26 protein-coding genes and 1 pseudogene are annotated in these 24,075 nt (G+C 73.1%); 14 read left to right on the forward strand and 13 right to left on the reverse strand.

Going from position 1 to position 24,075, the window contains the following annotated elements; genetic code table 11:
• Positions 1–10: 10 nt before the first annotated feature.
• Together IEX42_RS09900 and pdhA are read right to left on the reverse strand one after the other, a co-directional pair.
• Complete coding sequence (locus IEX42_RS09900) at positions 11–988, reverse strand: alpha-ketoacid dehydrogenase subunit beta (RefSeq protein WP_188779626.1); 978 nt, start codon at positions 986–988, stop codon at positions 11–13.
• The gene (gene pdhA, locus IEX42_RS09905) at positions 988–2,148 is read right to left on the reverse strand and encodes a pyruvate dehydrogenase (acetyl-transferring) E1 component subunit alpha (protein ID WP_188779627.1); all 1,161 of its coding nucleotides are present in this window, start codon (positions 2,146–2,148) and stop codon (positions 988–990) included. Before pdhA ends, IEX42_RS09900 begins: the two co-directional genes overlap by 1 nt.
• A gap of 313 nt (positions 2,149–2,461) precedes the next feature.
• On the opposite strand from pdhA, the gene IEX42_RS09910 reads away from it, so the two are divergent.
• A complete protein-coding gene (locus tag IEX42_RS09910; protein WP_188779628.1) occupies positions 2,462–3,463 on the forward strand; it encodes a hypothetical protein in 1,002 nt (333 codons plus the stop codon).
• A 40-nt stretch (positions 3,464–3,503) separates the two neighbouring features.
• Here IEX42_RS09910 and IEX42_RS09915 read toward each other — a convergent pair whose 3' ends face one another.
• Genes IEX42_RS09915 through IEX42_RS09925 form a run of 3 tightly spaced genes read right to left on the reverse strand, consistent with a single transcriptional unit; the run spans position 3,504 to position 5,745 of the window.
• A complete protein-coding gene (locus tag IEX42_RS09915; RefSeq protein WP_188779629.1) occupies positions 3,504–4,427 on the reverse strand; it encodes a DMT family transporter in 924 nt (307 codons plus the stop codon).
• 24 nt (positions 4,428–4,451) lie between these two features.
• On the reverse strand, positions 4,452–4,835 hold the full coding sequence (locus tag IEX42_RS09920; RefSeq protein ID WP_188779630.1) for an iron chaperone: 384 nt from the start codon (positions 4,833–4,835) through the stop codon (positions 4,452–4,454).
• A gap of 25 nt (positions 4,836–4,860) precedes the next feature.
• Positions 4,861–5,745 (reverse strand): MarR family winged helix-turn-helix transcriptional regulator, encoded by an 885-nt coding sequence (locus IEX42_RS09925; RefSeq protein ID WP_188779631.1) that lies wholly within the window; start codon positions 5,743–5,745, stop codon positions 4,861–4,863.
• Positions 5,746–5,830: 85 nt separating this feature from the next.
• Here IEX42_RS09925 and IEX42_RS09930 point away from each other — a divergent pair, with 85 nt between their 5' ends.
• The 3 genes from IEX42_RS09930 to IEX42_RS09940 are packed head-to-tail and all read left to right on the forward strand — an operon-like array spanning position 5,831 to position 8,317.
• Positions 5,831–7,561 (forward strand): MFS transporter, encoded by a 1,731-nt coding sequence (locus tag IEX42_RS09930; protein WP_188779632.1) that lies wholly within the window; start codon positions 5,831–5,833, stop codon positions 7,559–7,561.
• Positions 7,545–7,931, forward strand: coding sequence for a PPOX class F420-dependent oxidoreductase (locus IEX42_RS09935; protein WP_188779633.1), 387 nt, complete (start codon positions 7,545–7,547; stop codon positions 7,929–7,931). The genes IEX42_RS09930 and IEX42_RS09935 overlap by 17 nt, the downstream gene beginning before the upstream one ends.
• Positions 7,932–7,981: 50 nt before the next feature.
• A complete protein-coding gene (locus tag IEX42_RS09940; RefSeq protein WP_188779634.1) occupies positions 7,982–8,317 on the forward strand; it encodes a VOC family protein in 336 nt (111 codons plus the stop codon).
• 3 nt (positions 8,318–8,320) lie between these two features.
• Here the strand turns inward: IEX42_RS09940 and IEX42_RS09945 are convergent, their stop codons facing one another.
• Positions 8,321–9,226 (reverse strand): LysR family transcriptional regulator, encoded by a 906-nt coding sequence (locus IEX42_RS09945; RefSeq protein WP_188779635.1) that lies wholly within the window; start codon positions 9,224–9,226, stop codon positions 8,321–8,323.
• Positions 9,227–9,333: 107 nt separating this feature from the next.
• Between IEX42_RS09945 and IEX42_RS09950 the strand changes: the two genes are divergently transcribed.
• From IEX42_RS09950 to IEX42_RS18160, 3 genes and pseudogenes are all read left to right on the forward strand, one after another.
• Positions 9,334–10,041, forward strand: coding sequence for an SDR family oxidoreductase (locus IEX42_RS09950; RefSeq protein WP_188779636.1), 708 nt, complete (start codon positions 9,334–9,336; stop codon positions 10,039–10,041).
• Complete coding sequence (locus tag IEX42_RS18155) at positions 10,038–10,244, forward strand: hypothetical protein (protein ID WP_229660758.1); 207 nt, start codon at positions 10,038–10,040, stop codon at positions 10,242–10,244. Before IEX42_RS09950 ends, IEX42_RS18155 begins: the two co-directional genes overlap by 4 nt.
• Before the next feature lie 15 nt (positions 10,245–10,259).
• A pseudogene (locus tag IEX42_RS18160) lies at positions 10,260–10,589 on the forward strand (ester cyclase); the annotation flags it as partial.
• An 8-nt stretch (positions 10,590–10,597) separates the two neighbouring features.
• Here IEX42_RS18160 and IEX42_RS09960 read toward each other — a convergent pair.
• Positions 10,598–11,575 carry a glutathione S-transferase family protein gene (locus tag IEX42_RS09960; protein WP_188779637.1) on the reverse strand — a complete coding sequence of 326 codons (978 nt, stop codon included), beginning with the start codon at positions 11,573–11,575 and terminating at the stop codon, positions 10,598–10,600.
• 37 nt (positions 11,576–11,612) lie between these two features.
• On the opposite strand from IEX42_RS09960, the gene IEX42_RS09965 reads away from it, so the two are divergent.
• Positions 11,613–12,758 (forward strand): glycoside hydrolase family 3 N-terminal domain-containing protein, encoded by a 1,146-nt coding sequence (locus IEX42_RS09965; protein ID WP_188779638.1) that lies wholly within the window; start codon positions 11,613–11,615, stop codon positions 12,756–12,758.
• Positions 12,759–12,760: 2 nt separating this feature from the next.
• Here the strand turns inward: IEX42_RS09965 and IEX42_RS09970 are convergent, their stop codons facing one another.
• From IEX42_RS09970 to hisC, 5 genes are read right to left on the reverse strand one after another with little or no spacing between them, the layout of a single operon-like run.
• Positions 12,761–13,687, reverse strand: a complete 927-nt coding sequence (locus IEX42_RS09970; RefSeq protein ID WP_188779639.1) for a hypothetical protein — start codon at positions 13,685–13,687, stop codon at positions 12,761–12,763.
• A 17-nt stretch (positions 13,688–13,704) separates the two neighbouring features.
• Positions 13,705–14,721, reverse strand: a complete 1,017-nt coding sequence (locus tag IEX42_RS09975) for a zinc-binding metallopeptidase family protein (RefSeq protein ID WP_188779640.1) — start codon at positions 14,719–14,721, stop codon at positions 13,705–13,707.
• Between the two features lie 57 nt (positions 14,722–14,778).
• A complete protein-coding gene (locus tag IEX42_RS09980; protein WP_188779641.1) occupies positions 14,779–15,663 on the reverse strand; it encodes a transglutaminase family protein in 885 nt (294 codons plus the stop codon).
• Entirely contained in the window at positions 15,660–18,122 is a 2,463-nt protein-coding gene (locus IEX42_RS09985) for a circularly permuted type 2 ATP-grasp protein (protein ID WP_188779642.1), read from the reverse strand. The genes IEX42_RS09980 and IEX42_RS09985 overlap by 4 nt, the downstream gene beginning before the upstream one ends.
• Positions 18,119–19,201 carry a histidinol-phosphate transaminase gene (hisC, locus tag IEX42_RS09990; RefSeq protein ID WP_188779643.1) on the reverse strand — a complete coding sequence of 361 codons (1,083 nt, stop codon included), beginning with the start codon at positions 19,199–19,201 and terminating at the stop codon, positions 18,119–18,121. The genes IEX42_RS09985 and hisC overlap by 4 nt, the downstream gene beginning before the upstream one ends.
• A gap of 34 nt (positions 19,202–19,235) precedes the next feature.
• Here hisC and IEX42_RS09995 point away from each other — a divergent pair, with 34 nt between their 5' ends.
• The gene (locus tag IEX42_RS09995; protein WP_188779644.1) at positions 19,236–20,177 is read left to right on the forward strand and encodes an EamA family transporter; all 942 of its coding nucleotides are present in this window, start codon (positions 19,236–19,238) and stop codon (positions 20,175–20,177) included.
• Between the two features lie 14 nt (positions 20,178–20,191).
• Here the strand turns inward: IEX42_RS09995 and IEX42_RS10000 are convergent, their stop codons facing one another.
• Positions 20,192–20,461 carry a GlsB/YeaQ/YmgE family stress response membrane protein gene (locus IEX42_RS10000; RefSeq protein ID WP_229660759.1) on the reverse strand — a complete coding sequence of 90 codons (270 nt, stop codon included), beginning with the start codon at positions 20,459–20,461 and terminating at the stop codon, positions 20,192–20,194.
• Positions 20,462–20,667: 206 nt separating this feature from the next.
• Here IEX42_RS10000 and IEX42_RS10005 point away from each other — a divergent pair, with 206 nt between their 5' ends.
• From IEX42_RS10005 to IEX42_RS10025, 5 genes are all read left to right on the forward strand, one after another.
• Positions 20,668–21,468, forward strand: a complete 801-nt coding sequence (locus tag IEX42_RS10005) for a hypothetical protein (RefSeq protein ID WP_188779645.1) — start codon at positions 20,668–20,670, stop codon at positions 21,466–21,468.
• Between the two features lie 51 nt (positions 21,469–21,519).
• Complete coding sequence (locus IEX42_RS10010; protein WP_188779646.1) at positions 21,520–21,900, forward strand: phage holin family protein; 381 nt, start codon at positions 21,520–21,522, stop codon at positions 21,898–21,900.
• Positions 21,897–22,397, forward strand: coding sequence for a low molecular weight protein-tyrosine-phosphatase (locus IEX42_RS10015; protein WP_229660760.1), 501 nt, complete (start codon positions 21,897–21,899; stop codon positions 22,395–22,397). The genes IEX42_RS10010 and IEX42_RS10015 overlap by 4 nt, the downstream gene beginning before the upstream one ends.
• 96 nt (positions 22,398–22,493) lie before the next feature.
• Entirely contained in the window at positions 22,494–23,504 is a 1,011-nt protein-coding gene (locus tag IEX42_RS10020; RefSeq protein WP_188779647.1) for a sigma-70 family RNA polymerase sigma factor, read from the forward strand.
• Positions 23,501–24,070 (forward strand): TIGR03086 family metal-binding protein, encoded by a 570-nt coding sequence (locus tag IEX42_RS10025; protein WP_188779648.1) that lies wholly within the window; start codon positions 23,501–23,503, stop codon positions 24,068–24,070. Before IEX42_RS10020 ends, IEX42_RS10025 begins: the two co-directional genes overlap by 4 nt.
• The last annotated feature ends 5 nt before the right edge of the window (positions 24,071–24,075 follow it).

A 24,075-nucleotide genomic window follows, 5' to 3' on the forward strand; every position in this document is an offset into this window, starting at 1 on the left:
CCGGGGTTCCTCAGAAGTCGAAGGTGCGGTCGACGGCGTCGAGGACGCGGTCCAGGTCGGGCAGCCACTCCTCCTCGATCCGGCTGGCCGGGTACGGCGTGTCGAAGCCGCCCACACGCAGCACCGGCGCCTCGAGGGAGTAGAAGCACTGCTCGGTGATCCGGGCGGCCAGCTCGGCGCCCATGCCGAGGTTGACCTGCGCCTCGTGGGTGACGACGGCGCGGCCGGTGCGGCGTACGGACTCGACGACCGGGCCCATGTCCAGCGGCGAGAGCGTGCGCAGGTCGATCACCTCGACCGACCGCTCCCCCTCGACCGCCTCGGCGGCCGACAGGCAGGTGCGGACCATCGGCCCGTACGCCAGCAGCGTGACGTCGCTGCCCGCACGCACCACGCGCGAGGTGTGCAGAGGCTCCGGCGTCGCGGAGGTGTCGACCTCGGACTTGGCGCCGTGGTACTGCCGCTTGGGCTCGAGGAAGATCACCGGGTCGTCGGAGGCGATGGCCTGCTGGATCATCCAGTAGCCGTCGACCGGGTTGGAGCAGGCGACCACCTTCAGCCCCGGGGTGTGCGCGAACTGCGCCTCGGGCGACTCCGAGTGGTGCTCGACGGCTCCGATGCCGCCGCCGAACGGGATCCGGATGACGATCGGCATCGCGACGCGGCCCTGCGTGCGGAACCGGATCTTGGCCACCTGGCTGACGATCTGGTCGTAGGCCGGGTAGACGAAGCCGTCGAACTGGATCTCCACCACCGGGCGGTAGCCGCGCATCGCCAGCCCGACCGCGGTGCCGACGATCCCGGACTCGGCCAGCGGGGAGTCGATGACCCGGTCCTCACCGAAGTCCTTCTGCAGCCCGTCGGTGATCCGGAAGACACCGCCGAGCTTGCCGACGTCCTCGCCCATCAGCAGGACCTTCGGGTCGTCCTCCATGGCCTGGCGCAGCCCGGCGTTGAGCGCCTTCGCGAGAGTCATCTTCTCGGTCATCAGTGGGCCCCCTCGAAGGACGCGAGGTACTCGGCGTAGCCGTCGCGCTGCTCGGCGAGCTCGGGCGGCAGCTCGGCGTACACGTGGTCGAAGACCGACAGCGGCGACGGGTCGGCCAGCTCCTTGACCCCGGCCCGCAGCCGCTCGCCGAGCTGGTCGGCCTCGACGGTGAGCGCATCGGTGAACTGCTCGTCGATCAGCCCGTTGCGACGCAGGTAGGCCTCGACGCGCGCGATCGGGTCCTTGAGCTTCCAGTTCTCGACGTCGTCGGAGAGCCGGTAGCGGGTCGGGTCGTCGGTGGTGGTGTGGGCGCCCATGCGGTAGGTGTACGCCTCGATCAGCGTCGGCCCGGAGCCCTCGCGGGCGCGCTGCAGGGCGGCCTGGGTGACGGCGTACGTCGCCATCACGTCGTTGCCGTCGACGCGGACGCCGGGGAAGCCGAAGCCCAGTGCGCGCTGGTAGAGCGGGATCCGGCTCTGCCGCTCGAAGGGCTCCGAGATCGCCCACTGGTTGTTCTGGCAGAAGAACACCACGGGCGCGTTGTAGGACGCCGCGAAGATGAACGCCTCGTTGACGTCACCCTGGCTGGAGGCGCCGTCACCGAAGTAGCCGATGGTCGCCGCGTCGCGCTCGGGGTCGCCGGTGCCGACGGCACCGTCGCGCTGGATGCCCATCGCGTAGCCGGTCGCGTGCAGCGCCTGGGCGCCGATGATGATCGTGTACGGCGCGAAGTTGGTCTCCGCGGGGTCCCAGCTGCTCTGGTCGACGCCGCGGAACAGCCCCAGCAGCTTCAGCGGGTCCAGCCCGCGGCACCAGGCGACGCCGTGCTCGCGGTAGGTCGGGAAGGCGAAGTCCTGCGGCCGGAGCGCGCGCCCGGAGCCGATCTGCGCGGCCTCCTGGCCGAGCAGCTGGGCCCAGATCCCGAGCTCGCCGTGGCGCTGCAGCGCCGTCGACTCGGTGTCGATGCGCCGGGTGAGCACCATGTCGCGGTAGAAGCCGCGCAGCTGCTCGGCCGAGAAGTCCATGTCGAACTCGGCGTGGTGGGTCCGCTCGCCCTCCGGCGTCAGCAGCTGGACCAGCTCGGGGCCGCCGTCGCTCTGCTGGGGGCCGAAGACCTCGGCCAGGTCGGGGCCGAACTCCCCGTCGGGTACGTGCGTCACCGTACGGCTCCTTCGCTCTTCGGGCCGTGGAGGTCGTCGCGGGCCCGGAGGTGGTGGGTCGCGGGCTCCTCGGACCGCAGGGGTGGCGCGGTGACGAGGGAGCCCCGAGCGCTCCTGTGATCGGGGCCACAGGCGACGCTCGGGGTGAACCTACCCCTCGCCGTCGGCGGGGGCCAATCAGCTGGCCCGGGTCCTGCCGGGAGGGACCCACGGCAGGGTGCGATCGAGGCGAGGAGGACCGCGACCTCCGGTTCGGGGCTGCCGTCGGGGTCGGTGTCGACATGTGTGCCCCGACCACCGGAGGATGTGGCGCGTGACGGTGATGCCTCGACCCCTGCGACTCGAGCCCCTGCGGACATCGAGCGGCGTCCTCGACCGCCTCCGGGCACTCGGGGGCAGCCCGCTGATGACCTTCAGCGCGGTCCTCCTCGTGCTGATGGTGGTGGCGTTCGCCGGGGTCCTGGCCTTCGTGGTGGCCGGCGGCCACGCAGACGAGAGCGTCACCTTCTGGCTGATGCCGGCGTTCTTCGTCGTGGTCGGGTGCTGGGGCCTGACCTCGATCTGGCGCACGGTGGGAGAGGCGGGCTCCCTCACGCGGTTCGCGCGCGAGAACCACCTGCTGACCGTGGCCGGCACCCTCGCGCCGGACTACGCCGGCAGTCTCTTCGCGACCCGCGTGGCCGCGGTGGACCGCAGCGTGCGCACGCGCGGCCGCGACTTCGTCGAGGTCGGTGACCGGTTCCCCGTCGCCGGACGCCTCCGCCTCGACGCACTGACCACCGCTCCGGGCGCGCTGGCCGAGCGCGAGCTGTTCCTGCGGGCTCGCCTGGCCGGCGGCGCCGCAGGGGATCGCGCACTCGGCGCCCGGGTACCGGCCGATCTCGCCCAGCGGCTCCGACGGTTCGCAGGCGAGCGCTACCGGGTCGAGCTCGCCGCCGACGAGCTCACCGTGTTCGGCAGCGAGCCCTTGGGGATCGATCACCCCGTCCGGATGCGCGAAGCCTTCGACCTCATCGACGCACTGGCTGCCGCCAACTCCGCAGAACAGGCGTCCACGCTGGACACCACGCCCACCTCGACCCCCCGAGGGCGCGGCCCGCTGCGGGTGGTGCTCGGTGTCGTCGCGATGCTCGTCGTGGTCCCGATCGGCTTCGCCGTCGTCATGTCCGCCGCCGATGCGCTCCTCGGTCACGGCAGCCTCGCCGGCGCGCTGGTCCTCGCACTGGTAGCGGTCATCGCCATCGTGGTCGGGCTGGTCGTCCGGCACCTCCTGACGCCCACGGTGCCGCCCGCCGAGGAGACACCGCGCCCCTGAGCCGGCGACGCCGGCAGCACCTCCGGCAGCCCGTCCAGGGCTACCGGAGGGCGTCGAGCTCTTCGCTCGTCACCCCACGCCCTCCACGGCGTGTGCGCGTCGCTGCCGCGACGCCCACGACGGTGACGACCAGCCCGGCCAGCTCGCGGGCGTTCAGGGTCTCGTGGAGGACCAGCCACGAGAGCAGCGCCGTGACCGGCGGCATCAGGAAGAACACGCTCGCCGCGGCGCCGGCCCCGCGGGCGCGGACGAGGACGCCGAGCAGGAACAGCCCGACGATGGAGTTCACCACCGCGATGTAGACCAGCGAGATCCCGGCCGCCGCCGGGTCGCTGACGATGTCGTGGGTCCCCTCGACGAGGAGGGCGAGCACGAGCACGGGCGGGCCGGACACCGCGAACTGCAGGGCCGCCGACCAGAGCGGGTCCGGGCTCGTACCGATCCAGCGCTGCCCCAGCGTGCCGGTGCTCAGGCCGAGCACGCTGAGGACCATCAGCGCGACGGCTGCCAGCCCACCCACGGCCCCCACGTCGGGGCCGAGCACGAGCACCACGCCCGCGACCCCGATGAGGAACCCGACGACCTGCAGCGCGGAGAGCCGCTCGCCGAAGACCACCGCGGCCAGCAGGGCCGTCAGCACGGGACTCAGCGAGTGCGCCAGGGAGGCCAGCGTCCCGGTGAGCCCGGAGTCGAAGGCGAGGTAGATCGCGCCGAACTGCACCGCGTTGAGCATGAAGCCCGACGCCGCCACCCGCAGCGCCGTGCGGCGGTCCATCGTCCGCGGCCGCTTGAGCACCAGCGCCAGGCCCGCCGCGAGCACCGCGGCGAGCAGGAACCGGCAGGCCACCAGCCACAGCGGGGCCATCGCGGAGACGCCGTACGGTCCGGCGATGTAGCCCGCCGACCACACCAGGACGAACCCCGCCGCCGGAAGCAGCGGCAGCCCCCGAGACGTCTGCGCCACCCGGGCGACGCTAGTGCCTGGACCTCACACCTGGTCGGCGGTGCTCGCCTCGTGGTCCGAGAGACGGGCCTGCATCAGCGACTCGAGGAGGTCCGTCGGGAGCTCACGGTCGTACGGGAGCTTGACGAAGCCGGCGCCGGAGTCGAAGCCGGCGGCCTCCACCGCGGCCTTCTGCGTGGCGAAGAAGTCCGGCGAGAACCGCAGCGAGCAGTGCTTGGTGAAGTTCTGCAGCATCCACAGGTTGGTGTTCTTGTCGACGACGTACACCGGGAGGTTCCACTTCAGCTCCTCGCGCGCCCCTGGGGCCGCCACGAGGCTCATCCGCCGGAGATCCTCCAGGTGCGGGCGCTGGACGTCCTCGAGCTGCGCGAAGTAGTCATCGACGCTGGCGCGCTTCGGCATCGGCATCTCGCCATGCTAGATCCACGCCGGCTCAGACGGCGGTGATCAGCTGCACCAGGAGGGCGATGAGCTCGTCCCGCTCGTCGTCGGTGAGCACCTGCAGGCAGGGAGCACCACCGCCGACGGCGAGGTGGCGCGCCTTCGCTAGCGCGGCGCGCGCCCGGCGGGTGAGGTGGAGGACGTACGTGCGCCGGTCCCCGTCCAGCGAGCGGCGCTCGACCAGGCCGCGGGACTCCATCAGGTCCACGATCGGCACCATGGACGCGCCGGTCATCCCGAGCACGCGAGCGAGCTCGGCCTGCGAGGCCGGCCCGAGCGCGGTCAGGGCGATCAGCGAGCCGAGGAACCGCGGCTCGAGACCGACCGGCTCGAGCATCTCGCCGAACTCGCGGTGGGCGCGCTGGTGGACCCGGGTGATGAGGAAGCCGGTGCTCGTGCGCAGTGGCTCAGGAGTGTCGGGCGCGAGGTCGGGCTCGGCGATGCGCAGGAGCAGTGACCGAAGACGGTCACGGCGGGTCGCGGTGAACGACGGCGTCAGCGCGGCCTCGGTCCGCTCGACGTGGGCTCGCCACTCCTCGGCGGCGCGCACCCCCGCCTCAGTCCGGGAGAGCGCGTAGGAGCGACGGTCGCCCGGGTTGCGCACCCTGGTCACGAGGCCCTCGGCGGCGAGGTCGCCGGCGACCCTGGTCATCGTCGTACGACTGACGCTCGTGGTCTCCGCGAGCGACTGCTGGGATCGCGGCGCCCCGTCGGAGAGCGCGAGCAGCACGGAATAGCCGTGGAGGTCGACCCCCTCGGGCAGGGTGTCCGACACCGACTGACCGACCTTGGCCGCGCAGCGCCACAGCAGGTGGCCCAGCGAGCGCGCCAGGTCAGGCAGCAGCTCGGTCGAGTCGGTGACCTTCCCCACGTTCATCCCCTGGTTGATCGTCAGTCGCTTGACGGTTGCCCGATCAAGAGTAACGTACCTGATCGTTAGCCACGTGACGATAGGACCCGCCATGACAGAGGCACCCCCGCAGACCACCGGCCGCGACCCGAAGTGGTGGACTCTCGCAGCGGTCCTCCTCGGCGTCTTCATGCTGCTGCTCGACGTGACGATCGTGAACGTCGCCCTGCCCGACATCCAGACCGAGCTGGACGCCTCCCTCTCGGACCTGCAGTGGGTGATCGACGCGTACGCCCTCAGCCTCGCCGCCCTGCTGCTCACCGCCGGCTCGCTCGCGGACCTGTACGGCCGGCGGCGGGTCTTCGCCATCGGGCTGGTGCTGTTCACGCTCGGCTCGATCGCCTGCGGCGCCGCCCAGGACATCCTCGTGCTCAGCATCTCGCGCGCCTTCCAGGGCATCGGCGGTGCGGCGATGTTCGCCACCGCGCTCGCGCTGCTGGCGAGCGCCTTCCACGGCCGCGACCGCGGCATCGCCTTCGGGGCCTTCGGTGCCGTCACCGGCGTCGCCGTCGCCGTCGGGCCGGTGCTCGGCGGGATCCTCACCACCGGCCTGTCCTGGAGGTGGATCTTCTTCGTCAACATCCCGGTCGCCCTCGTTGCCGTCGTCGTGGCCCAGACCAAGGTCCGCGAGTCCCACGACCCGCGCGCCGGTCGCCCGGACTGGATCGGGTTCGTCACCTTCAGTGCGGCCCTCGGCGCACTCGTCTACGGCCTGATCGAGGCCGGTCAGCGCAGCTGGGGCGACGACCGCGTCGTCTGGTCGCTGGTCGCCTCGGGCGTCCTGCTGGTCGTCTTCGTGGTCAGCCAGCTCGCGCAGAAGGACCCGATGTTCGACCTGTCGCTGCTGAGGAAGCCGACCTTCACCGGCGGCCTCGTCGCGGCGTTCGCGGTCTCCGCCTCGATCTTCGCCCTGCTGACCTACCTGGTGATCTACGTCCAGAACGTCCTCGGCTACAACGCGATCCAGACCGGCCTGCGGTTCCTGTTCCTCTCCGGCGCCTCGTTCGTCGTGGCGGCGGTGGCCGGCCGGCTCACGGAGCACATCCCGGTCAGGTGGCTGATCGGTCCCGGCTTCCTGATCCTCGGCGTCGGCCTGCTGCTGCTCCTCGGCATCGAGGACGACTCGTCGTGGACCCACCTCATCCCCGGCCTGACCGTCGCCGGCGTGGGCATCGGGCTGATCAACCCACCGCTGGCCTCGACCGCGGTCGGTGTCGTCGAGGTGGCCCGCTCCGGCATGGCCAGCGGCGTGAACTCGACGTTCCGGCAGGTCGGCATCGCCACCGGCATCGCGGCGCTCGGCTCGATCTTCAGCCACGAGATCCTCGACTCGGTCCGTCCGGCACTGTCCGGCAAGGTCCCGGCGCAGGCTCTCGAGCCGCTCGGCGCGGCCCTGTCCGGCGGGCAGGTGCGGATCGCGGCCGGCGCGGCCCGGCAGGCCGCCGACCAGAGCGGCGGCGACGGCGCCTCGGCGTACGCGCTGGTGCAGCGGGTGGGCACCTCCGGCGTCGTCGACGCGCTGAACCACATCATCCTCATCGCCGCGATCGGCGCGTTCGTCGCCGCGGTGATCTGCCTGGCGCTGATCCGGCAGAAGGACTTCGTCGCCGCCGGACCGCCGGTCGCCGCGGCCGACGGCGAGACGCTCGGCAAGCACGCGGCGACCCCCGAGCCGGAGCCGGAGGCCGCCGTGGCCGTCGGTGGGGCCCACGCCGCCGGCGCGCACGCGGGTACTCCTCACGAGGCGGACGTGCCACCCTCGGAGGATGCCGACCGTCGCTGACCTGGCCGAGGAGCCCTTCGTCTCGCTGACCACGTACCGGCAGTCCGGGGCGCCGGTGGCGACCCCCGTGTGGGTCGCCGCCGACGGCGACGGGCTGGCGATCACCACGATGGACGGCAGCGGCAAGGTCCGGCGGGTGCGTCGGGACCCGCACGTCACGCTGCGCCCGTGCGACCGGCGCGGCCGGGTCGAGGACGGCGCCCCCACGGTCGAGGCGCGCGCCGAGGTGGTCGAGTCCCCCTCCGGGGTCGAGGCGCTCACGGCGCGCGTCAAGGCGAAGTACGGCCTGCAGTTCCGGTTCGTGATGGGCATCGGCGCGGTCCTGGGCGGGCGCCACGACCGGGTCGCGCTGCGGGTCGTCGACGCCTGAATGATGAGCCCGGGCGATGAGTCCGCGCCGCGCAGGCGGTCGTACCGGACATGAGCACCACCGGAGTCCTCGCCCAGTCCACCGTCACCGACCTCGACGCCGCGCAGAAGTGGTACGCCGCGCTGCTCGGCCGCGGCCCCGACGCGACCCCGATGCCCGGGCTGCTCGAGTGGCACCTCGGGGAGGGCTTCGGCATCCAGGTCTGGTCCGAGCCCGACCGCGCCGGACGGTGCTCGACGGTGCTCTCCGAGTCCGACCTGGACGCGGCCGCCGAGCGCCTCGCCGCCGCGGGAGTCGCCCATGACGGACCGGAGCAGGCGAGCTCGTCGCGGATCCTCCGCCTGAGTGATCCCGACGGCAACCGGGTGGTGCTGGTCGGCGTCTGAGCCTCAGCCGTCGAGCTGCCGGGCCAGCGCCGACGGCACCTGCACGCCGCGCCGCACGAGCCGCTCGGTGAATGCGCCGGCCAGCACGTCAGCGGTGCCCGGGCGCAGCACGACGAGGTCGCGCGACAGCGGCGGGGCGAGGCGGCGCACGGCGCCCCCGACGCCGGGTGACAGGGCGCTGGTCGGCACCAGCGTGGCGCCGAGCCCGGCGACGGCCAGCGCAGCCGCGGACCCCGGCTGCCCGGTGCGTACGACGACCTCGGCCGCGGCGCCGCGTGCGGCCAGCGCGGCCTCGATCCATCCGGCCAGCCCGTGCTCGGGGTGCAGGCCGACCACCGGGTGCCCCGCCAGGTCGTCGGCGCAGACGACGTCCAGCTCGGCCAACGGGTCCTTCGCGCCGGCGACCACCACGACCTCCTCGCGTCCGACGACGTCGACCCGCCCGGACCACTGGCTCGGCCGGGGGCACAGCGCCAGGTCGAGCGCACCGTCGGCGACCCGCTCGGCCAGGGCGTCGGCGCTGCGCTGCTCGTCCAGCAGCACCTCGACGTCGGGGTAGCGGCGCCGCCACGCCCGCAGCACCGGCGCCAGCACGGCGCCGGTCAGCGTCTCGGCGCACCCGATCCGCAGCCGCCCGGCCGTACCCCGCGCCACCGCGCGCACCGCGGCGGACGCCTCCTCGGCCGCTGCGAGCGCCGCCCGTGCGGGCGGCAGCGCCGCGCGGCCGGCGGCGGTCAGTCGTACGCCACGGGGCAGCCGCTCCACCAGCGGCGCCCCCAGCTCGCGCTCGAGCCCGGCGAGCTGGTGGGAGACCGCCGGTTGCGAGGCGCGCAGCCGCGCCGCGGCCTCGGTGACCGAGCCGGTGTCGGCCAGGGCGACCAGGCACTCCAGGGCCCGCAGCGTCGGCATGAGCTGAATCTATGGCAAAGCACGAAAGCCTTCATTGCAGGACGGGATAGATGTGTCCGTCCCCGTCGCTGTGCCGGGTGTCCGACCCACTCGACCAGGAGGTCACCATGAACGCGACACCACTCTCCGGCTCCACCGTCCTCGTCGTCGGGGGCGGCTCGGGCATCGGGCGGCAGGTCGCCACCGATGCGATCGCCGCCGGCGCCGACGTCGTCCTCGCCGGGCGCCACCTCGACACGCTGCAGGACACCGCCGACGCCCTCGGCGCCCGTGCCGTACGCCTCGACCTCGCCGACGAGACCAGCATCGCCGCCGCGGCAGCCGCGCTCGGCGCGGTCGACCACGTGGTCGCGCTGGCCGCCGACCACGCGAACGGGCCGCTCGCCGACCTGGAGCGCGAGGCGATCGCGGGCGCCTTCGACGCCAAGGTCGTCGGGCCGCTGCTGCTGGCCAAGCACTTCGCACCGATCACCAGCGGCTCGTTCGTGCTGTTCTCCGGGGTCGCGGCGTGGAAGCCGGCACCGGGGCTGTCGGTGATGGCCACGACCAACGGAGCGGTCGCGTTCCTCGCCGAGGCGCTCGCGGTCGAGCTGGCGCCGCTGCGGGTCAACGCGGTCTCCCCCGGCATCGTCGACTCCGGCGCCTGGGACGCGATGGACGACAAGGCCGGCTTCCTCGAGCAGACCGCCGCGAGCAACCCGGCACGGCGGGTCGGAACCCCCGAGGACGTCTCGAGCGTCGTCCTGCTCGCGCTGGTCAACCCGTTCGTCACCGGGACCACGCTGCACGTCGACGGCGGCGGGCGGCTGGCATGAGGGTCGTCGTACTCGTGGTCGCCGCGCTGCTGCTCGCCGGCTGCGGGAGCACTCGACCCGAGGCGCTGGTCGATCACACGCAGGGACTGGTTCGTCCCGGCAGCATCCACGTCGAGAGCAGTGCCGACCACGACCGGGCCGAGCGGGTCGTGCACACCGCGCAGGAGCTCTACACGTTCTGGGACACCGGCCGAACCCGCTGACTCGACCATGCGGTCGACGCCTCGTTCCGCGACCGGACGCTGCCCGTCGGCCGCCCCCAGGGTCCGGCCGGACCGGTCGCGGCGTCGAAGACGTTCCGCGCCGCCGTACCGGACCTGCACTGCCAGCTCGCCGACCTCTACGTCGCCGGCGACACCTTCACCGCACGGCTGGTGTTCACCGGCCACTTCACCGGCACCTACCAGGGAACGCAGGGCAAGGGCCAGGACATCCGGTTCGACGCCATCGACATCCAGCACGTCGGCAACGGCCGCACCATCACCGAGGACTGGCACCTGGAGGACAACCTGACCTTCCTCCAGCAGGCCGGGATCGTGAAGAGCTGACCCAGCACCTACCCGAGCGAGGCCCGGTCGTGCGGCTCCAGCCACACAGCCGGGTCCGGGCCCTTGGGCACGATGCCGGTCGGGTTCACGTCCTTGTGCACGACGTAGTAGTGCTGCTTGATCTGCTCGAAGTCGGTGTTCTCGCCGAACTCCGGGATCGAGTAGAGGTCGCGCGCGTAGCCCCACAGCGCCGGCAGCTCGGTCAGCTTCTGCCGGTTGCACTTGAAGTGGCCGTGGTAGACCGCGTCGAAGCGCGCCAGCGTCGTGAACAGGCGTACGTCGGCCTCGGTGATCGCGTCGCCCATCAGGTAGCGGCGGTCGCTCAGCCGCTCCTCGAGCCAGTCCATCGCCGTCCACAGCCGGTCGTAGGCGTCCTCGTACGCCTCCTGGGTGCCGGCGAAGCCGCAGCGGTAGACGCCGTTGTTGACCTCGGTGAAGACCCGCTTCATCACGGTCTCCATCTCCTCGCGGACCTCGGCCGGCCACAGGTCGGGCGCGCCCTCCTTGTGGTGCTCGGTCCACTCGAAGAAGAGGTCGTGGGTGATCCACGGGAAGTCGTTGGTCACGACCGCCTTGGACGGCACGTCGACCATCGCCGGCACGGTGATGCCGCGGGGGTAGTCGGGGATCCGCTCGAAGTACGCCTGCTGCAGCCGCTCGTAGCCCAGCACCGGGTCCACCCCACCGGGGTCGAGGTCGAACGTCCAGCTCCGCTCGTCGTGGGTCGGACCCGGCATCCCGAGCGAGATGACGTCCTGGAGCCCGAGCAGCGCGCGCACGATGATCGCCCGGTTGGCCCACGGGCACGCCTTCGCCGCGACCAGCCGGTAGCGGCCCGGCTCGACCGGCCAGGTGGTGTGCTCCACGTCGGGTCCGGCGACGCCCTGGTGAGCCAGCGTGTCGCGCGACTTCCCGGGCTCGGCGGTGATCCGGTCGGGGATGTAGTTCATGTCGCGCTCGAACGAGCTCTTCTCGACGTAGGCCATGGGCCGAGCCTAGGCGGCCGCCTGGCACGCTGGCGGGGTGCGACGTCCTCTGCTCCTGGTGCCGCTGCTGCTGCTCTCCGCCTGCGCAGGCGAGACCGCACCGACCGGCTCGTCACCCTCGTCCTCGGCCCCGTCGGCTCAGTCGCAGGCACCGTCCGCAGCGGAGGCGGCGTACGACCGCATGACGCCGCAGCAGCGCGTCGGCCAGCTCTTCGTCCTGGGCGTGATGTCCACCGGCGCGACCGAGGAGCAGCTGCGCCAGCTGCAGCAGGACTCGGCGGGCAACGCGTTCCTGCGCGGTCCGACCGACCTGAGCGTCGAGGACACCCGTGCGGTGAGCGACGCGATCGCCGAGGTGACGACGTACGCCGGTGTGCGGCCCTTCGTCTCCGCCGACCAGGAGAGCGCCAACGCGCAGAGCCTCGACGGCGACGGCTTCTCCGCCATGCCCGACGGGTTGGAGCAGGGCGAGCTGCGCCCGGCCCGGCTGCGCCGCGAGGCGAAGACCTGGGGCGAGGAGCTGAAGGCCGCCGGCGTCACGCTCGACCTCGCGCCGGTCGCGGACGTCGTGCCCACCGACGTGGGCACCGACAACGACCCGATCGGCTACTTCGAGCGGCAGCTCGGCAGCGAGCCGACCCCCGTCGGCCGGCACGCCGCCGCGTTCGTGCGCGGCATGGCCGACGCCGGTGTCGCCACCTCCGTCAAGCACTTCCCCGGCATCGGCCGGGCCTCGGGGAACACCGACTCCGACCCTCAGGTGAGCGACCCGACCACGCGGAACGACCCGCTGCTCGGGTCCTTCGAGGGTGCGCTCGCCGGCGACCCGGCGATGGTGATGGTCTCCTCGGGCTTCTACCCGAAGATCAGCGACGGCCCCCGCGCCTGCTTCAACCCCACGATCATCAAGGGGATGCTCCGCGGCGACCTCGGCTACGACGGCGTGATCGTCTCCGACTCCTTCGGGTCCGCGAGCGTGGCCGGCGACCCGCCGGGCAAGCGCGCGCTGAGGTTCTTCCGTGCCGGCGGGACGCTGCTGCTGGACACCAACTCCGACGACCTGCGACCGATGGCCCGCGCGGTGCTGCGCGAGACGCAGGACGACCCCGCGTTCGCGAAGACCACGAAGGCCAACGTCCTGCGGGTCCTCGAGGCCAAGGAGCGGTTCGGGCTGATCGGTTGAGCTCAGCCGCCCCCGGCGGCCTCGATCAGCTCGGCCAGGTCGCCGGACAGCTCGACCGAGACCTCGCCGACGTCGTTGCGGCGCGAGAGCTGCTCGATGCCTGAGGGGCGCCACCAGTACAGCTCGGGAGAGACCGGGCCGGCGCCGTCGGAGAAGCCGAGCTCGGCCCAGCGCAGCAGACCGGAGAAGACCGTGGCCCAGGCGTCGTCGCCTCGCCACGGGTGGAACGCGACCTGGTTGCGGCAGGCGACCACGAAGAACGCTCCGCGCTCGGGGTCGATCGGGTCCCCGACGGCGTCGGCGATCGATCCCAGCTGCAGCGCGGTGGTCGCCGTGAACACCGAGTCCCCGAACACGCAGTGGAACGACGAGTCCTGGGCCGGCACCACCTCCGCCTCGTCGAACGTGATCTCGCGCAGGTTCTGTCGCGCCGCGTCGTAGAGCGGCCCGGCCGGCCCCAGCCGCGGGAAGACCTTGTCCGTCAGGTAGGCGACCGTGTCCGGCTGGTCGAGGCACAGCACCTCGACCAGGTCGTCGGCGACCTCGCGTGCGTAGGAGAACAGACGCGGGTCGGCCCGGTCGCGTCCGACGAGGCGCGGGTAGACACGGCGGCGCAGCTCCTCGGGGACGATCGTGTCGAGCTCGCTGGGCTGACTCATGCGCGCGACGATCCGACGGACGTGGTCGGCGACGAGCCCGGGCCAGCGCCCGGCCTCCTCCTGGTGGCAGGTGGCCGCGAGGTTGGCGAGGCCGTACTGCGTGCCGGCGTCGTCCTCCACGTAGTCCGGGTGGAGGGACACCTCGATGCCGCGCTCCGCGAAGGTGGTCAGGACCAGACCGCGCAGGTGCGAGGCCTCCTCGGTGCTCAGGAAGGGGAAGGCGTCGTCGGGGCGACTGTCCGGCCGGGGCCGGCGGGAGAAGAGACCCACCCCGACATCAGACCACGTCAGACCGCGTCTCGGGCGATCCGCGCTCTCGTCACCAGGGTCGAGACGAAGTCCAGCTTCGTCAGCACCGGCGCGGGGATGACGAACGGGTAGAGGTCGTCGTTGCCCATCGAGCGGTTGATCTGGTTCAGCGCCGTCGAGGTCGGCAGCCACACCCCGGAGACGAGGTCGCGGAAGCTGCGGAAGGCGGTCGGGTTCACCGCGGTCAGGCCGAACTCGGCCGCGGTCTCGACAGTGTCGGAGATGTGCAGGAAGTGCGCCCAGGTCTCGGCGAAGTCCTCCCAGGGGTGCATGGTGGCGTACTCCGAGATGTACGACTTCTTCCAGTCCGCGGGCGGGCCCTCGGAGTAGTGCCGCTTGATCTCGGCCTGGTAGTCGGCGGTCTCGTCGCCGAACAGCTCGCGCGCCTGCGCCACGGTCTCGTCGTCGGTCACCAGCTGCCACTCGACGTAGTGCCCGACCTCGTGGCGGAAGTGGCCGAGCATCGTGCGGTACGGCTCGGCGAGCTTGGCGCGCACCCGCTCGCGGTAGGCCGCGTCGGTCTCGGCCAGGTCGATCGTGATCACCCCGTCGGCGTGCCCGATCACCACGTTGTCGGTGGCCTCGGACATGCTGGAGATCAGGTCGAAGCACAACCCGTTCTCCGGGTCCTGCTTCTTGCTGCGCAGGTCCAGGCCGTGACCGTCGAGCTCGAAGACCAGGTGGCGCTTGGCCTCCTCGGCGCGGTGGTACTGCTCCAGCGCCATCGCGTCCTCGTCGTTGGGCCGCGTCCGGGTCAGCTCGCAGGAGAAGCAGTAGCCCGTCTCCGCCCGGGTCAGCCAGGTGCAGCCGGACAGCGTGAGGTTCCGGCAGACCCGCCACTCGCCCCCGTCGGCGTCGACGTAGCGACCCTCGTCGTCGACCGGGACGATCGCCCGCTCCTCGCGGGAGAACCCCAGCCGGGTGCCGCAGTGGATGCAGCGGGAGTTCTCGAAGTACAGCGCCGAGTCGCAGACCCGGCAGCGGAAGGCCTTCATGCCGCGACCCTCTCACCCGACCCCTCCGGGTGAGCCAGTCGGCCTTGGCCCGGAGCCTCAGCCCGGGGCGACGTCGACCTCGACCTTCAGGCTCGAGGACCTGGCCTCGGTGAAGATGATCCCGCGCACCGGCGGCACGTCGCCGTAGTCGCGGCCACAGGCGACCGTCACGTAGCGCTCGCCGGCGGGCTGGTCGTTCGTCGGGTCCAGCGCGAGCCAGTCGCCGCCGCCCTCCGAGCCGGGCAGCCAGACCTCCACCCACGCGTGGGACGCGTCGGCGCCGACGACGCGCTCCTTGCCCGGGGGTGGGGTGGTGGCGAGGTAGCCGGAGACGTACCTCGCCGCGAGGCCGTGCGCGCGCCAGCCGGCCAGGAACAGGTGCGCGAAGTCCTGGCAGACGCCGGCGCGCTCGGCCAGCACGTCGTCGAGCGTGCTGGTCACGGTCGTCGCGGTCTTGTCGTACGCGAAGTCCTCGTGGATGCGGTGCATCAGGTCGTACGACGCCTCGCCGAGCGGTCGCCCGGGAGCGAGGGACGCGGCGGCGTACGACGCCGCACCCGCGTGGCGGGAGACGCGCGGCGACGGCAGCGCCAGCTCGATCGCGCGCCAGGCGTCGGGCAGGTCGCGCCGCTCGGCCGGTCGGGCCCGCTCCCAGGGCACGGCGAGCACGGCGTCGTCGTGGACGCGGTCCTCGACCTCGACGGTGCTGTCCGCACGGACGACGAGCTCGGTGTGCGGGGTGCGCACCTGGAAGAACGTCGTCTCGTTGCCGAAGTGGTCGACGTCGGGTGCCGCGTCGCCCGGCACCGGCGTGAGCGACAGCTCGTGGTCGAGCACCCGCTGGTACGGCAGCGACCGCGGCCTCAGGTGCAGGACACCGAGGCTGTCGGTCACCTCGTCGTCGTAGGTGTACGTCGTCCGGTGCCACAGGGCCCACCTCATGGTCCGGCCACCACGAGGTGCGGGAACGGTCGCGGCGCGGGCCCGGTGGAGAAGTGCAGCTCGGCGATCGCGTCGGCCGTCCGGGACAGCTGGGCGAGGACCTCGTCGAGCAGGTCGGCCAGGTGGGGTCGGTCGACGCCGCCGATGGCCACCAGGGTCGCGGTGTCGGTCTCCTCGACGCGGGTGAGCAGGTCGGCCACGAGCCGCTCGGGGCGGGTCGACCCCGTGGACCCGGCCAGCCCGGAGAGGTGGTCGGCCAGCGCGACCAGGGCGAACCGCAGCGACCGGGGGTTGGCACGGTCGAGGAGCAGCAGGTCGACGACGCTCGCCGGACGGACGTGGCCCCGGAAGCGACGCCGGTGCGTCACCGACGACTCGGTCGCGACCAGCACCGCGTCGAGGACCCGCCGGTCGACGTCGAGACCACGTCGTACGCACGTGGTGGCGCGCAGCAGGTGGGCCAGCTGCAGGGCCCGCTCCAGGCACCGTCCGGCCTCGATCACGTGCCACGTCTGGTCGCGCATCATGCTGGCGACGACGCCGTCGACCGACAGCACGCCGGTGAGCATCCGGCCGGCGCCCTCACCGAGCTGGTGCCGGTACGGCGAGTCCGTGACCAGCTCCGCAGCTCGGTCGAGCACCCCGAAGGCGCGCCAGACGTCCGCCGAGAGCTGGTCGCGCACCGACTGTGCCGCCTCCCGCATCCCGGCGACGGCATGGGCGGCGGTGCCGACCCGGCGTCCGTCGAGCAGGACCGAGCGCAGGTCGGTCTCGGGTGAGGACCCTGGCCCGGGACCGGCCAGCCGGTGCACGGCTCCCCTCACGACGGCGAGCGCCTGGTCGCCCGCCGTGGCGGGGCGCGCCTCCTCGGCCAGCGTGGTCGCGGCGAGGGTCAGGCGCAGCGCCGCCTCGGCCCGGTCGACGTACCTCCCGAGCCAGAACATGTCCTCCAGCACGCGCGGCACGGTGACCTCCGGCGCCCGCAGCGTGGAGAGCGGGAGCACCTCCGCGAGGCCCTGGTCGGGGTCCTCCGGCGAGGCCTTGAGCACCCAGACGTCCTTGCTGGAGATCACGCTGCGGTCGTCGCCGAGCACCGAGGCCAGCCCACCGACCATCGGCCGGTAGGCCCCGCCGTGCTGGAGCGCGAAGGTCCGCAGGCTCACCGGGCGCGAGTGCACCGCGCCGCTCGGCCCGACCTGCGGGGACCAGGAGAGGTCGGCGGGCTCCTGGCCGACGTACCTGCCCGGGTCCGCGAGCACCCGGTCGCGCAGGTCCTCGGCGGGCAGCCGCAGCGGCGCCGGGTCGTCGACGGTGCGCACCACGAGGTCGCTGCGGTCCAGCAGGGCGGCCCGCCCCTCCTCGGACCCGCCCCACCAGGTCGGCACCGACGCGAGCCTCAGGTCCTCGTCGAGCAGGTGCCGGCAGGCGGCCGGGAGGTACGGAAGCAGCGCCGGGCTCTCCAGCACCCCCGAGCCGAGCCCGTTGACGACCCGTACGCGACCACGGCGCACGACCTCCGTCAGCCCGGCGACGCCGAGGCGGGAGTCGCCACGCAGCTCCAAGGGGTCGGTCCACTCCGCGTCGACGCGGCGCAGGATGACGTCGACCCGCTCGAGGCTGCCGGCCGTGCGCAGGTGGACGTACCCGTCGCGGACCACGAGGTCGGCGCCCTCGACCAGCGGGAAGCCCAGCGTCGAGGCCACGAACGCCTGGTCGTACGCCGTCTCCGAGCCGGCGCCCGTCGACAGGACCACCACGCGGGCGTCGGCGGTCTCGCCGCCCCCGGACTGCATCAGCACGGACCGCATCGCCGAGAAGAACGGCCCCAGCCGGTGCAGCCGCGCCTCACGGTAGAGCTCGGGCAGCACCCGCGAGACCACCCGACGGTTCTCCATCGCGAAGCCGATCCCGCTGGGCGCCTGGGTGCGGTCGCCGAGCGCGAGCCAGGCGCCGTCCGGCCCACGTCCGAGGTCGGTGCCGGTCACCAGCAGCGGGTGCGGGTCGACGTACGACCTCCGCGCGAGCGCACGGACGAAGCCGGGGTGGGTGTGCACCACCTCCGGGGGTACGACGCCCTCGGCCAGCAGCGTCTGCTCGCCGTAGAGGTCGACGAGGACCGCGTCGAGCAGCTCGGCGCGCTGGGCCAGCCCGACCTCCAGCGACGCCCAGTCGGCCGCGTCCAGGACCAGCGGCACGGGGTCCAGGCGCCAGGGCACCTCGCCCCGCCCGTGCGGCCGGACGTAGGTGACGCCGTCGTCGGCGAGGAACCGTGTGACGTCCCGGCCGACCCGGGCCAGGTCGTGCTCGGTGAGGCCGACGGCGACGGAGGCCAGCGCCTTCCAGGGCGCGCGGAGCCCCCCGTCCGGGCCGACCATCTCGTCCCACCGGGTCGGGGAGCCCGAGGGGTCGGACAGCTCGGGTTGGTTCACCCGATCGGCGTAGTCGCGCAGCGCGGTCATGGCACGAACTTCGCGGCGACCTCCACCAGCCGGTCGTTGGCCTCGCGCTCGCCGATGCTGGCCCGTACCCCTTCACCGGCGAACGGGCGCAGCACGATGCCGGCCTCCTCGGCGGCGGTGACCAGGTCTGCGGTGCGCTCGCCGGTGGCCAGCCACACGAAGTTCGCGTGCGTCTCGGGCAGGTCCCAGCCCTGCGCGGTCAGCGCCTCGACCACCCGCTCCCGCTCGGTGACGATCGCCTCGACCCGCTCCATCAGCTCGGCCTCGTGCTCGAGCGCGGCCACGGCCGCGGCCTGCGCCGGCGCCGAGACCCCGAACGGCAGCGCGCACGCCCGGATCGCGGCGGCCACGTCCGGGTGCGCGACGGCGTAGCCGACCCGCAGGCCGGCCAGCCCGTACGCCTTGGCGAAGGTCCGCATCACCACGACGTTCGGGTGCTCGGCCAGCAGCGCGACCCCGTCGACGGCGCCCTCGAGCCGGACGAACTCGCGGTACGCCTCGTCCACGACGACCAGCACCTCGCCCGGCACCCGCGCGAGGAAGTCCTCGACCTCCCCGTGGGTCAGCGCCGGGCCGGTCGGGTTGTTCGGCGTGCAGAGCACGACGACCTTCGTGCGCGGCTCGGCGGCCGCGGCCGCCATCGCGTCGAGGTCGTGCCTCCCGTCCGCGGTGAGCGGCACCTGGACGGGCTCGGCCGCATTGATGCCGATCGCGATCGGGTACGCCTCGAAGCTGCGCCAGGCAGTGACCACCCGGTCCCCGGGGTCGCAGAAGGCCTGCAGCAGGTGGTAGAGCACCGCCACGCTGCCGGTCCCCGCCGCGAGCTGCTCGGTGGCGACGCCGAGCCGGGCGGCGAGCGCGGCGTACAGCGCGGTGCTGCCGGCGTCGGGGTAGCGGTTCATCCGCGCGGCCGCCCGCGCCACGGCCTCCTCGATGCCGGGCAGCGGCGGGAAGGGGTTCTCGTTGGAGGACAGCTTGTACGTCGTCATCCCCGGCCGGGGCGTCGGCGGCTTGCCCGCGGCGTACGCCGGGAGTGCACCGAGGGTGGCGCGCGGTCGTGGAGCCGGTGCGTCAGTCACGCCCGCGAGCGTAGGGGGTCTCTACGGTGGGCGCGTGCAGACCCGAGGAGTGCCGCTGGTGGTCCTCAGCGCGCTGTGCCTGGTGGTCAACGCCGGGGTCTCGCGGGTCGTGCTTCGCGCCGGCGTCGATGCGGGCCTGCTGACCACCGCGCGCGTCACCGGCACCGTCGTGCTGCTCCTCGCGGCCGCCGCCGTCTGCCGGCGCTCAGCGCTCGTCCCCCCGGGCGGACGACTGCTGGTGCTGCTGGTCGTGCACGGCGCGATCGGGGTGGCCGCGCTGCAGTGGACGTACTTCGTCGCCGTCGACCGGCTGCCCGTGAGCCTGGCGCTGCTGCTGGAGTACCAGGCGCCGGTGCTGGTCGCGCTCTGGGCACGGCTCGTGCAGCGCGAGTCGGTCCGCCCCCGGCTGTGGTGGGGGCTCGCTCTCGCGGTGCTCGGGCTGGCCGCCGCGACCGAGGTCTGGCAGGGCGCGCGCTTCGACCTCGTCGGCGTGCTGGCCGGGGTCGGCGCGGCGCTCACGTTCTCCGCGTACTTCCTGCTCGGCGAGGCCGGCGTCGGCGCCGTGGACCCCGTACGCGTGATGCTCTGGTCGTTCCTCGTCGCCGCCGTCGCGATGAACCTGCTGGCGCCGCTGGGCGCACTCGACCCCGGGCTGCTCGGGCGGACCGCGCCGATGCTGGGCGCTCTGGACGGGCTCTCGGTGCCGGTGTGGGCCGGGCTGGCCTGGATCGTGGTCGTCGGCACGCTCGTGCCGTTCGGGCTGATCCTCGTCGCGCTGACCAGCACCCCCGCCACCACCGTCACGATGGTGGCGATGCTCGAGCCGGTCGGTGTCGCCGTGCTCGGCTGGGCGTGGTTCGGCGAGAGCCTGAGCCCCGTGGCGATCGGCGGGATCCTCGCCGTGGTCGTCGGCATCCTGCTGGCACAGTCCGCCCGCCGACCGCACCTGCAGACCGAGCCGCCGTCCCTGGTCTGAGGCCGGTGGCCGGGTCAGCGGGAGACGGGCCGCTTGCCGGTCAGGCTCTCGGCCGTGCCGACGAGGAGGACAGCGACGACGATGGCGACGATCGCGCCGAGGATGTTCAGCTCGCCGATGCTGCCGGTGCCGATGAGGCTGGCGACGATGCCGCCGACCAGCGAGCCGACGATGCCGAGCCCGAGGGTGGCGAGGATCGAGAGGTTCTGCCTGCCGGGCTTGATCAGCCGCGCGACGACGCCGACCACGAGGCCGAAGACCAGGAATCCGATGATGCCGAACATGGCTGAGCGTCCCTCCGCTCCTCGACCACGCGACGACGCGTGACCTGGGATCTCCAATCTCCCCCGCGGAGGTCCGCGAGGCAAGCGGCGCCGCGCTAGACCACCGTGCCCGGTTGCGTGGATCGGCGCACACGCCCCTCGTCGTCCGATGAGAGTGCACACGTGTGCACGGCACCCCCGCCCCGCGCACCGACCCGAGGAGCGCCATGACCACATCCCGTCTCACCCGTACGGCGACCGCCACGGCCGCCACCACCGTCCTCCTCGGGCTGGGAGCCGGAGCGGCGCACGCCGCCCGCTCGCCCCAGCCCGCCACCGGGACCACCACCTTGCAGTTCGGCGGCCCCGCGCTGAAGCCGCTGACCAGCAACGGCTGCGGCGGCCTCACCGCCACCGCGTCCGGCGACGCGACCGTACGGACGACCGGCGCCGGCAAGTTCCAGGCCAACCTGGGCGTGACCAGAATCGTCTACACCGACGCGGGCAACAGCCGCATCGAGCACGCCGGCAGCTCGATCACGCTGAGCAACTCCTGCTACGAGGTCACCTTCGCGGGCTTCTTCGTCGGCAACCTCGGCAACCACAACAGCGTCGTGCTCGACGTGACGGCCAAGACCCGGTCGAGCGACGAGTCCGGGAGGCGGCTGGAGATCTTCCGCCTCGACGCCTCCGGCGCGACGACCTCCGTCCTCACCCGACGCGGCACCACCCAGACCCGGACGACCTCGATGAACCTGCTGCTCGGCACCGAGGGTGCCCGCGAGCTCAACCAGCTCGTCACCGGCAGCGAGGACACCGGACCGTTCGTGACCGGCCAGCAGCTCGGCAAGGGACGGACGACCGTGAAGGTCCCGGCGACCGCGATGGTCAGCACCGTCGACACGACCCCGCCGCCGGCCCAGCCCGCCCCGGGGACGACGCCGGCCGACCCGCCCGCCACGGGTGACCCGACCCCGTCCGACCCGCCCCCTGCCGACAGCGGTGCCACACCGCCGACGGAGGGCTGAGCCCGCTCCGTGCCGCCGGACCTGCCGGGCTCGCCCGGTAGGTTCGACCGCGTGCGCATCCTCAGCTGGCTCGTGGTCAACGTCGTGGCCCTCGCCGCCGCGGTGTGGCTGGTCGGCGGGATCACGGTCACCGGCGCCACCCAGAGCGACCGGGTGCTCACCGTCGTCCTCGTCGGCGTGATCCTCGGCGTCATCACCTCCTTCGTGAAGCCGGTCGTCACGTTCTTCGCCTTCCCACTGATCCTGGTGACGCTCGGGATCTTCCTGCTCGTGATCAACGCGCTGCTCCTGATGCTCACCGGCGCCGTCGCGGGGTCGGTGGACCTGGCGTTCGACGTCGACGGGTTCGGCTCCGCACTGCTCGGGTCGATCGTCATCTCGGTCGTCTCCTGGCTGGTCGGAGCGGTCCTCCCGGAGACGGCGCGACGGTGACCGCGAGCCTCCCCACGGCCCGGGAGCCGGGCACGGCGTACCGGATCGGCACGGTCTGCCTGGGCAACATCTGCCGCTCCCCGATGGCCGCCACCGTGCTCGGCGAGCTGGTCGACCGTGCCGGTCTGGCCGACCGGGTCGAGGTCTCCTCCTGCGGCACGGGCGGCTGGCACGTCGGCCAACCGATGGACGAGCGGGCCGCCAGCACGCTGCGGGCGGCCGACTACGACGGCAGCGACCACCGGGCGCAGCAGCTCGGCCCGGGCTGGCTCGCGTACGACCTCCTGCTGGCGATGGACGAGGACAACCTGGCGGGCGTCCACGCGCTCGCCGGCGAGGTCGACCCGGCGCGGGTCCGCCTGTTCCGCGACTTCGACCCGGTGGGTCCGGGCGAGGTGCCCGACCCGTACTACGGCGGCCCGCAGGGGTTCGCCGACGTCCTCGCCATGGTCGAGCGGACCGGCGTCGCGATCGTCGCCGCGCTGGAGCGGATGTAAGACGCTGCGATGAGTTCGCGGAGCGGACCCGGTCAGCACCTTCACAGTCCCTCTCCCGGCCCCTAGGGTCGAGAACCCTTGCACGAGGAGCCGACCATGACCGCTCAGCAGGTCCCGCCCGCACCCAGCACGGACTTCGACGCGCTCATCGGGCAGTACCGCCGCGAGCTGGTCGCCCACTGCTACCGGATGACCGGCTCGGTGTACGACGCGGAGGACCTCGTGCAGGAGACCTACCTGCGGGCCTGGCGGGCGTACGACAGCTTCGAGGGCCGCTCGTCGGTGCGGACCTGGCTGCACCGGATCGCCACCAACGTGTGCCTGACGAACCTCGAGGGCAAGGAGCGCAGGCCGCTCCCGACCGGTCTCGGGACCGCGGACTCACGAGCGACCGACGAGCTGGTGGAGGCCCGCGAGGTGCCCTGGCTGCAGCCGATCCCCGACACGTCGGTGGACCTCGACGCCGGCACCGACCCCGGGCAGGTGGTCGCCGCCCGGGACAGCATCCGGCTCGCCTTCGTCGCCGCGCTGCAGCACCTGCCCGCCCGCCAGCGCGCCGTCCTCGTCCTCCGCGACGTGCTGCGGTGGCCGGCCAAGGACGTCGCAGAGGTGCTGGACACCACGACGGCGGCGGTCAACAGCGCGCTGCAGCGTGCGCACGCCCAGATCGCGGAGGCCGGGCTCACCCACGAGAACGTCCGTGAGGACGGCCTCGACGCGGGACGCCAGCAGCTGCTCGACCGCTACGTGCAGGCCTTCTGGGACAAGGACGTCGCCACCATCGTCTCGCTGCTCAAGGCGGACGCGGTGTGGGAGATGCCTCCGTTCACCGGCTGGTACTCCGGCGCCACGACCATCGGCGAGCTGATCGCTGCGCAGTGCCCCGGCGGCGAGCACGACATGCCGATGATCGCGACGCGCGCGAACGGGCAGCCGGCCTTCGGGCTCTACATGCGGCAGGCGGACGGCAGCTTCACGCCGTTCCAGCTCCAGGTGCTGACCGTCGAGGACGGCGAGGTCGCCCACGTGAGCGCGTTCTTCGTCGAGGGGCTGTTCGAGACGTTCGGACTGCCCGCCCGGCTGCCGGCCGACCATCACCTGGAGTGAGTGCCGTGCTCGTGCCCACCGACGTCGCGGTGGGTCTGCTCGAGCGCGCCGTGGCGCACACCCGTGGCTGCCTCGCACTCGTCGACGACCCGCTGCTCGACCGTCCCACACCGTGCACGGCGTGGGACCTGCGCGCGCTGCTGACGCACATGGACGACAGCCTCGCCGCGATCGCCGAGGCCGCGGCGGGCGCGGTCTCACCGCGGCCGGCGGTGCCACCGGGGGTGACGCTGCCTGCCGACCTGCTCGTGGACCGCCTGCGGGTGCGGGCGTGCGACCTGCTCGCGGCCTGGGCCCGGCCGCCGGCGTCCTCGGCCGTGGCCGGGGCACCGGTCGACGCCCGGGTGCTCGCGGGGGCCGGCGCCCTGGAGATCGCCGTCCACGGCTGGGACGTCGCTGCGGCGTGCGGTGCCGTCGTACCCCTGCCGGACGGGCTGGCCGCCGACCTGCTCCCCCTCGTCCCGGCGCTGGTCGCCGACGTCGACCGGCCCGTACGGTTCGGGCCGCCGCGCACCGCCTCCGACGACTCGGCGTCGTCGCGGCTGCTGGCGCTGCTCGGCCGCTGAGCTCC

This window comes from Marmoricola endophyticus, from assembly GCF_014644415.1.
GTDB classification, from domain to species: domain Bacteria; phylum Actinomycetota; class Actinomycetes; order Propionibacteriales; family Nocardioidaceae; genus Marmoricola; species Marmoricola endophyticus.

Bases quoted from the DNA above. Each gene is read 5' to 3' on its own strand.
- IEX42_RS09975 (WP_188779640.1), bottom strand. From the start codon at position 14,721: ATGAAGGCCTTCCGCTGCCGGGTCTGCGACTCGGCGCTGTACTTCGAG.
- IEX42_RS09945 (WP_188779635.1), bottom strand. From the start codon at position 9,226: ATGCCGACGCTGCGGGCCCTGGAGTGCCTGGTCGCCCTGGCCGACACC.
- IEX42_RS09930 (WP_188779632.1), top strand. From the start codon at position 5,831: ATGACAGAGGCACCCCCGCAGACCACCGGCCGCGACCCGAAGTGGTGG.
- IEX42_RS10000 (WP_229660759.1), bottom strand. From the start codon at position 20,461: ATGTTCGGCATCATCGGATTCCTGGTCTTCGGCCTCGTGGTCGGCGTC.
- IEX42_RS09920 (WP_188779630.1), bottom strand. From the start codon at position 4,835: ATGCCGATGCCGAAGCGCGCCAGCGTCGATGACTACTTCGCGCAGCTC.
- IEX42_RS09980 (WP_188779641.1), bottom strand. From the start codon at position 15,663: ATGAGGTGGGCCCTGTGGCACCGGACGACGTACACCTACGACGACGAG.
- IEX42_RS10005 (WP_188779645.1), top strand. From the start codon at position 20,668: ATGACCACATCCCGTCTCACCCGTACGGCGACCGCCACGGCCGCCACC.
- IEX42_RS09925 (WP_188779631.1), bottom strand. From the start codon at position 5,745: ATGAACGTGGGGAAGGTCACCGACTCGACCGAGCTGCTGCCTGACCTG.
- IEX42_RS18155 (WP_229660758.1), top strand. From the start codon at position 10,038: ATGAGGGTCGTCGTACTCGTGGTCGCCGCGCTGCTGCTCGCCGGCTGC.
- IEX42_RS09940 (WP_188779634.1), top strand. From the start codon at position 7,982: ATGAGCACCACCGGAGTCCTCGCCCAGTCCACCGTCACCGACCTCGAC.
- IEX42_RS09950 (WP_188779636.1), top strand. From the start codon at position 9,334: ATGAACGCGACACCACTCTCCGGCTCCACCGTCCTCGTCGTCGGGGGC.
- IEX42_RS09935 (WP_188779633.1), top strand. From the start codon at position 7,545: ATGCCGACCGTCGCTGACCTGGCCGAGGAGCCCTTCGTCTCGCTGACC.
- IEX42_RS09985 (WP_188779642.1), bottom strand. From the start codon at position 18,122: ATGACCGCGCTGCGCGACTACGCCGATCGGGTGAACCAACCCGAGCTG.
- IEX42_RS09900 (WP_188779626.1), bottom strand. From the start codon at position 988: ATGACCGAGAAGATGACTCTCGCGAAGGCGCTCAACGCCGGGCTGCGC.
- IEX42_RS10020 (WP_188779647.1), top strand. From the start codon at position 22,494: ATGACCGCTCAGCAGGTCCCGCCCGCACCCAGCACGGACTTCGACGCG.
- IEX42_RS09960 (WP_188779637.1), bottom strand. From the start codon at position 11,575: ATGGCCTACGTCGAGAAGAGCTCGTTCGAGCGCGACATGAACTACATC.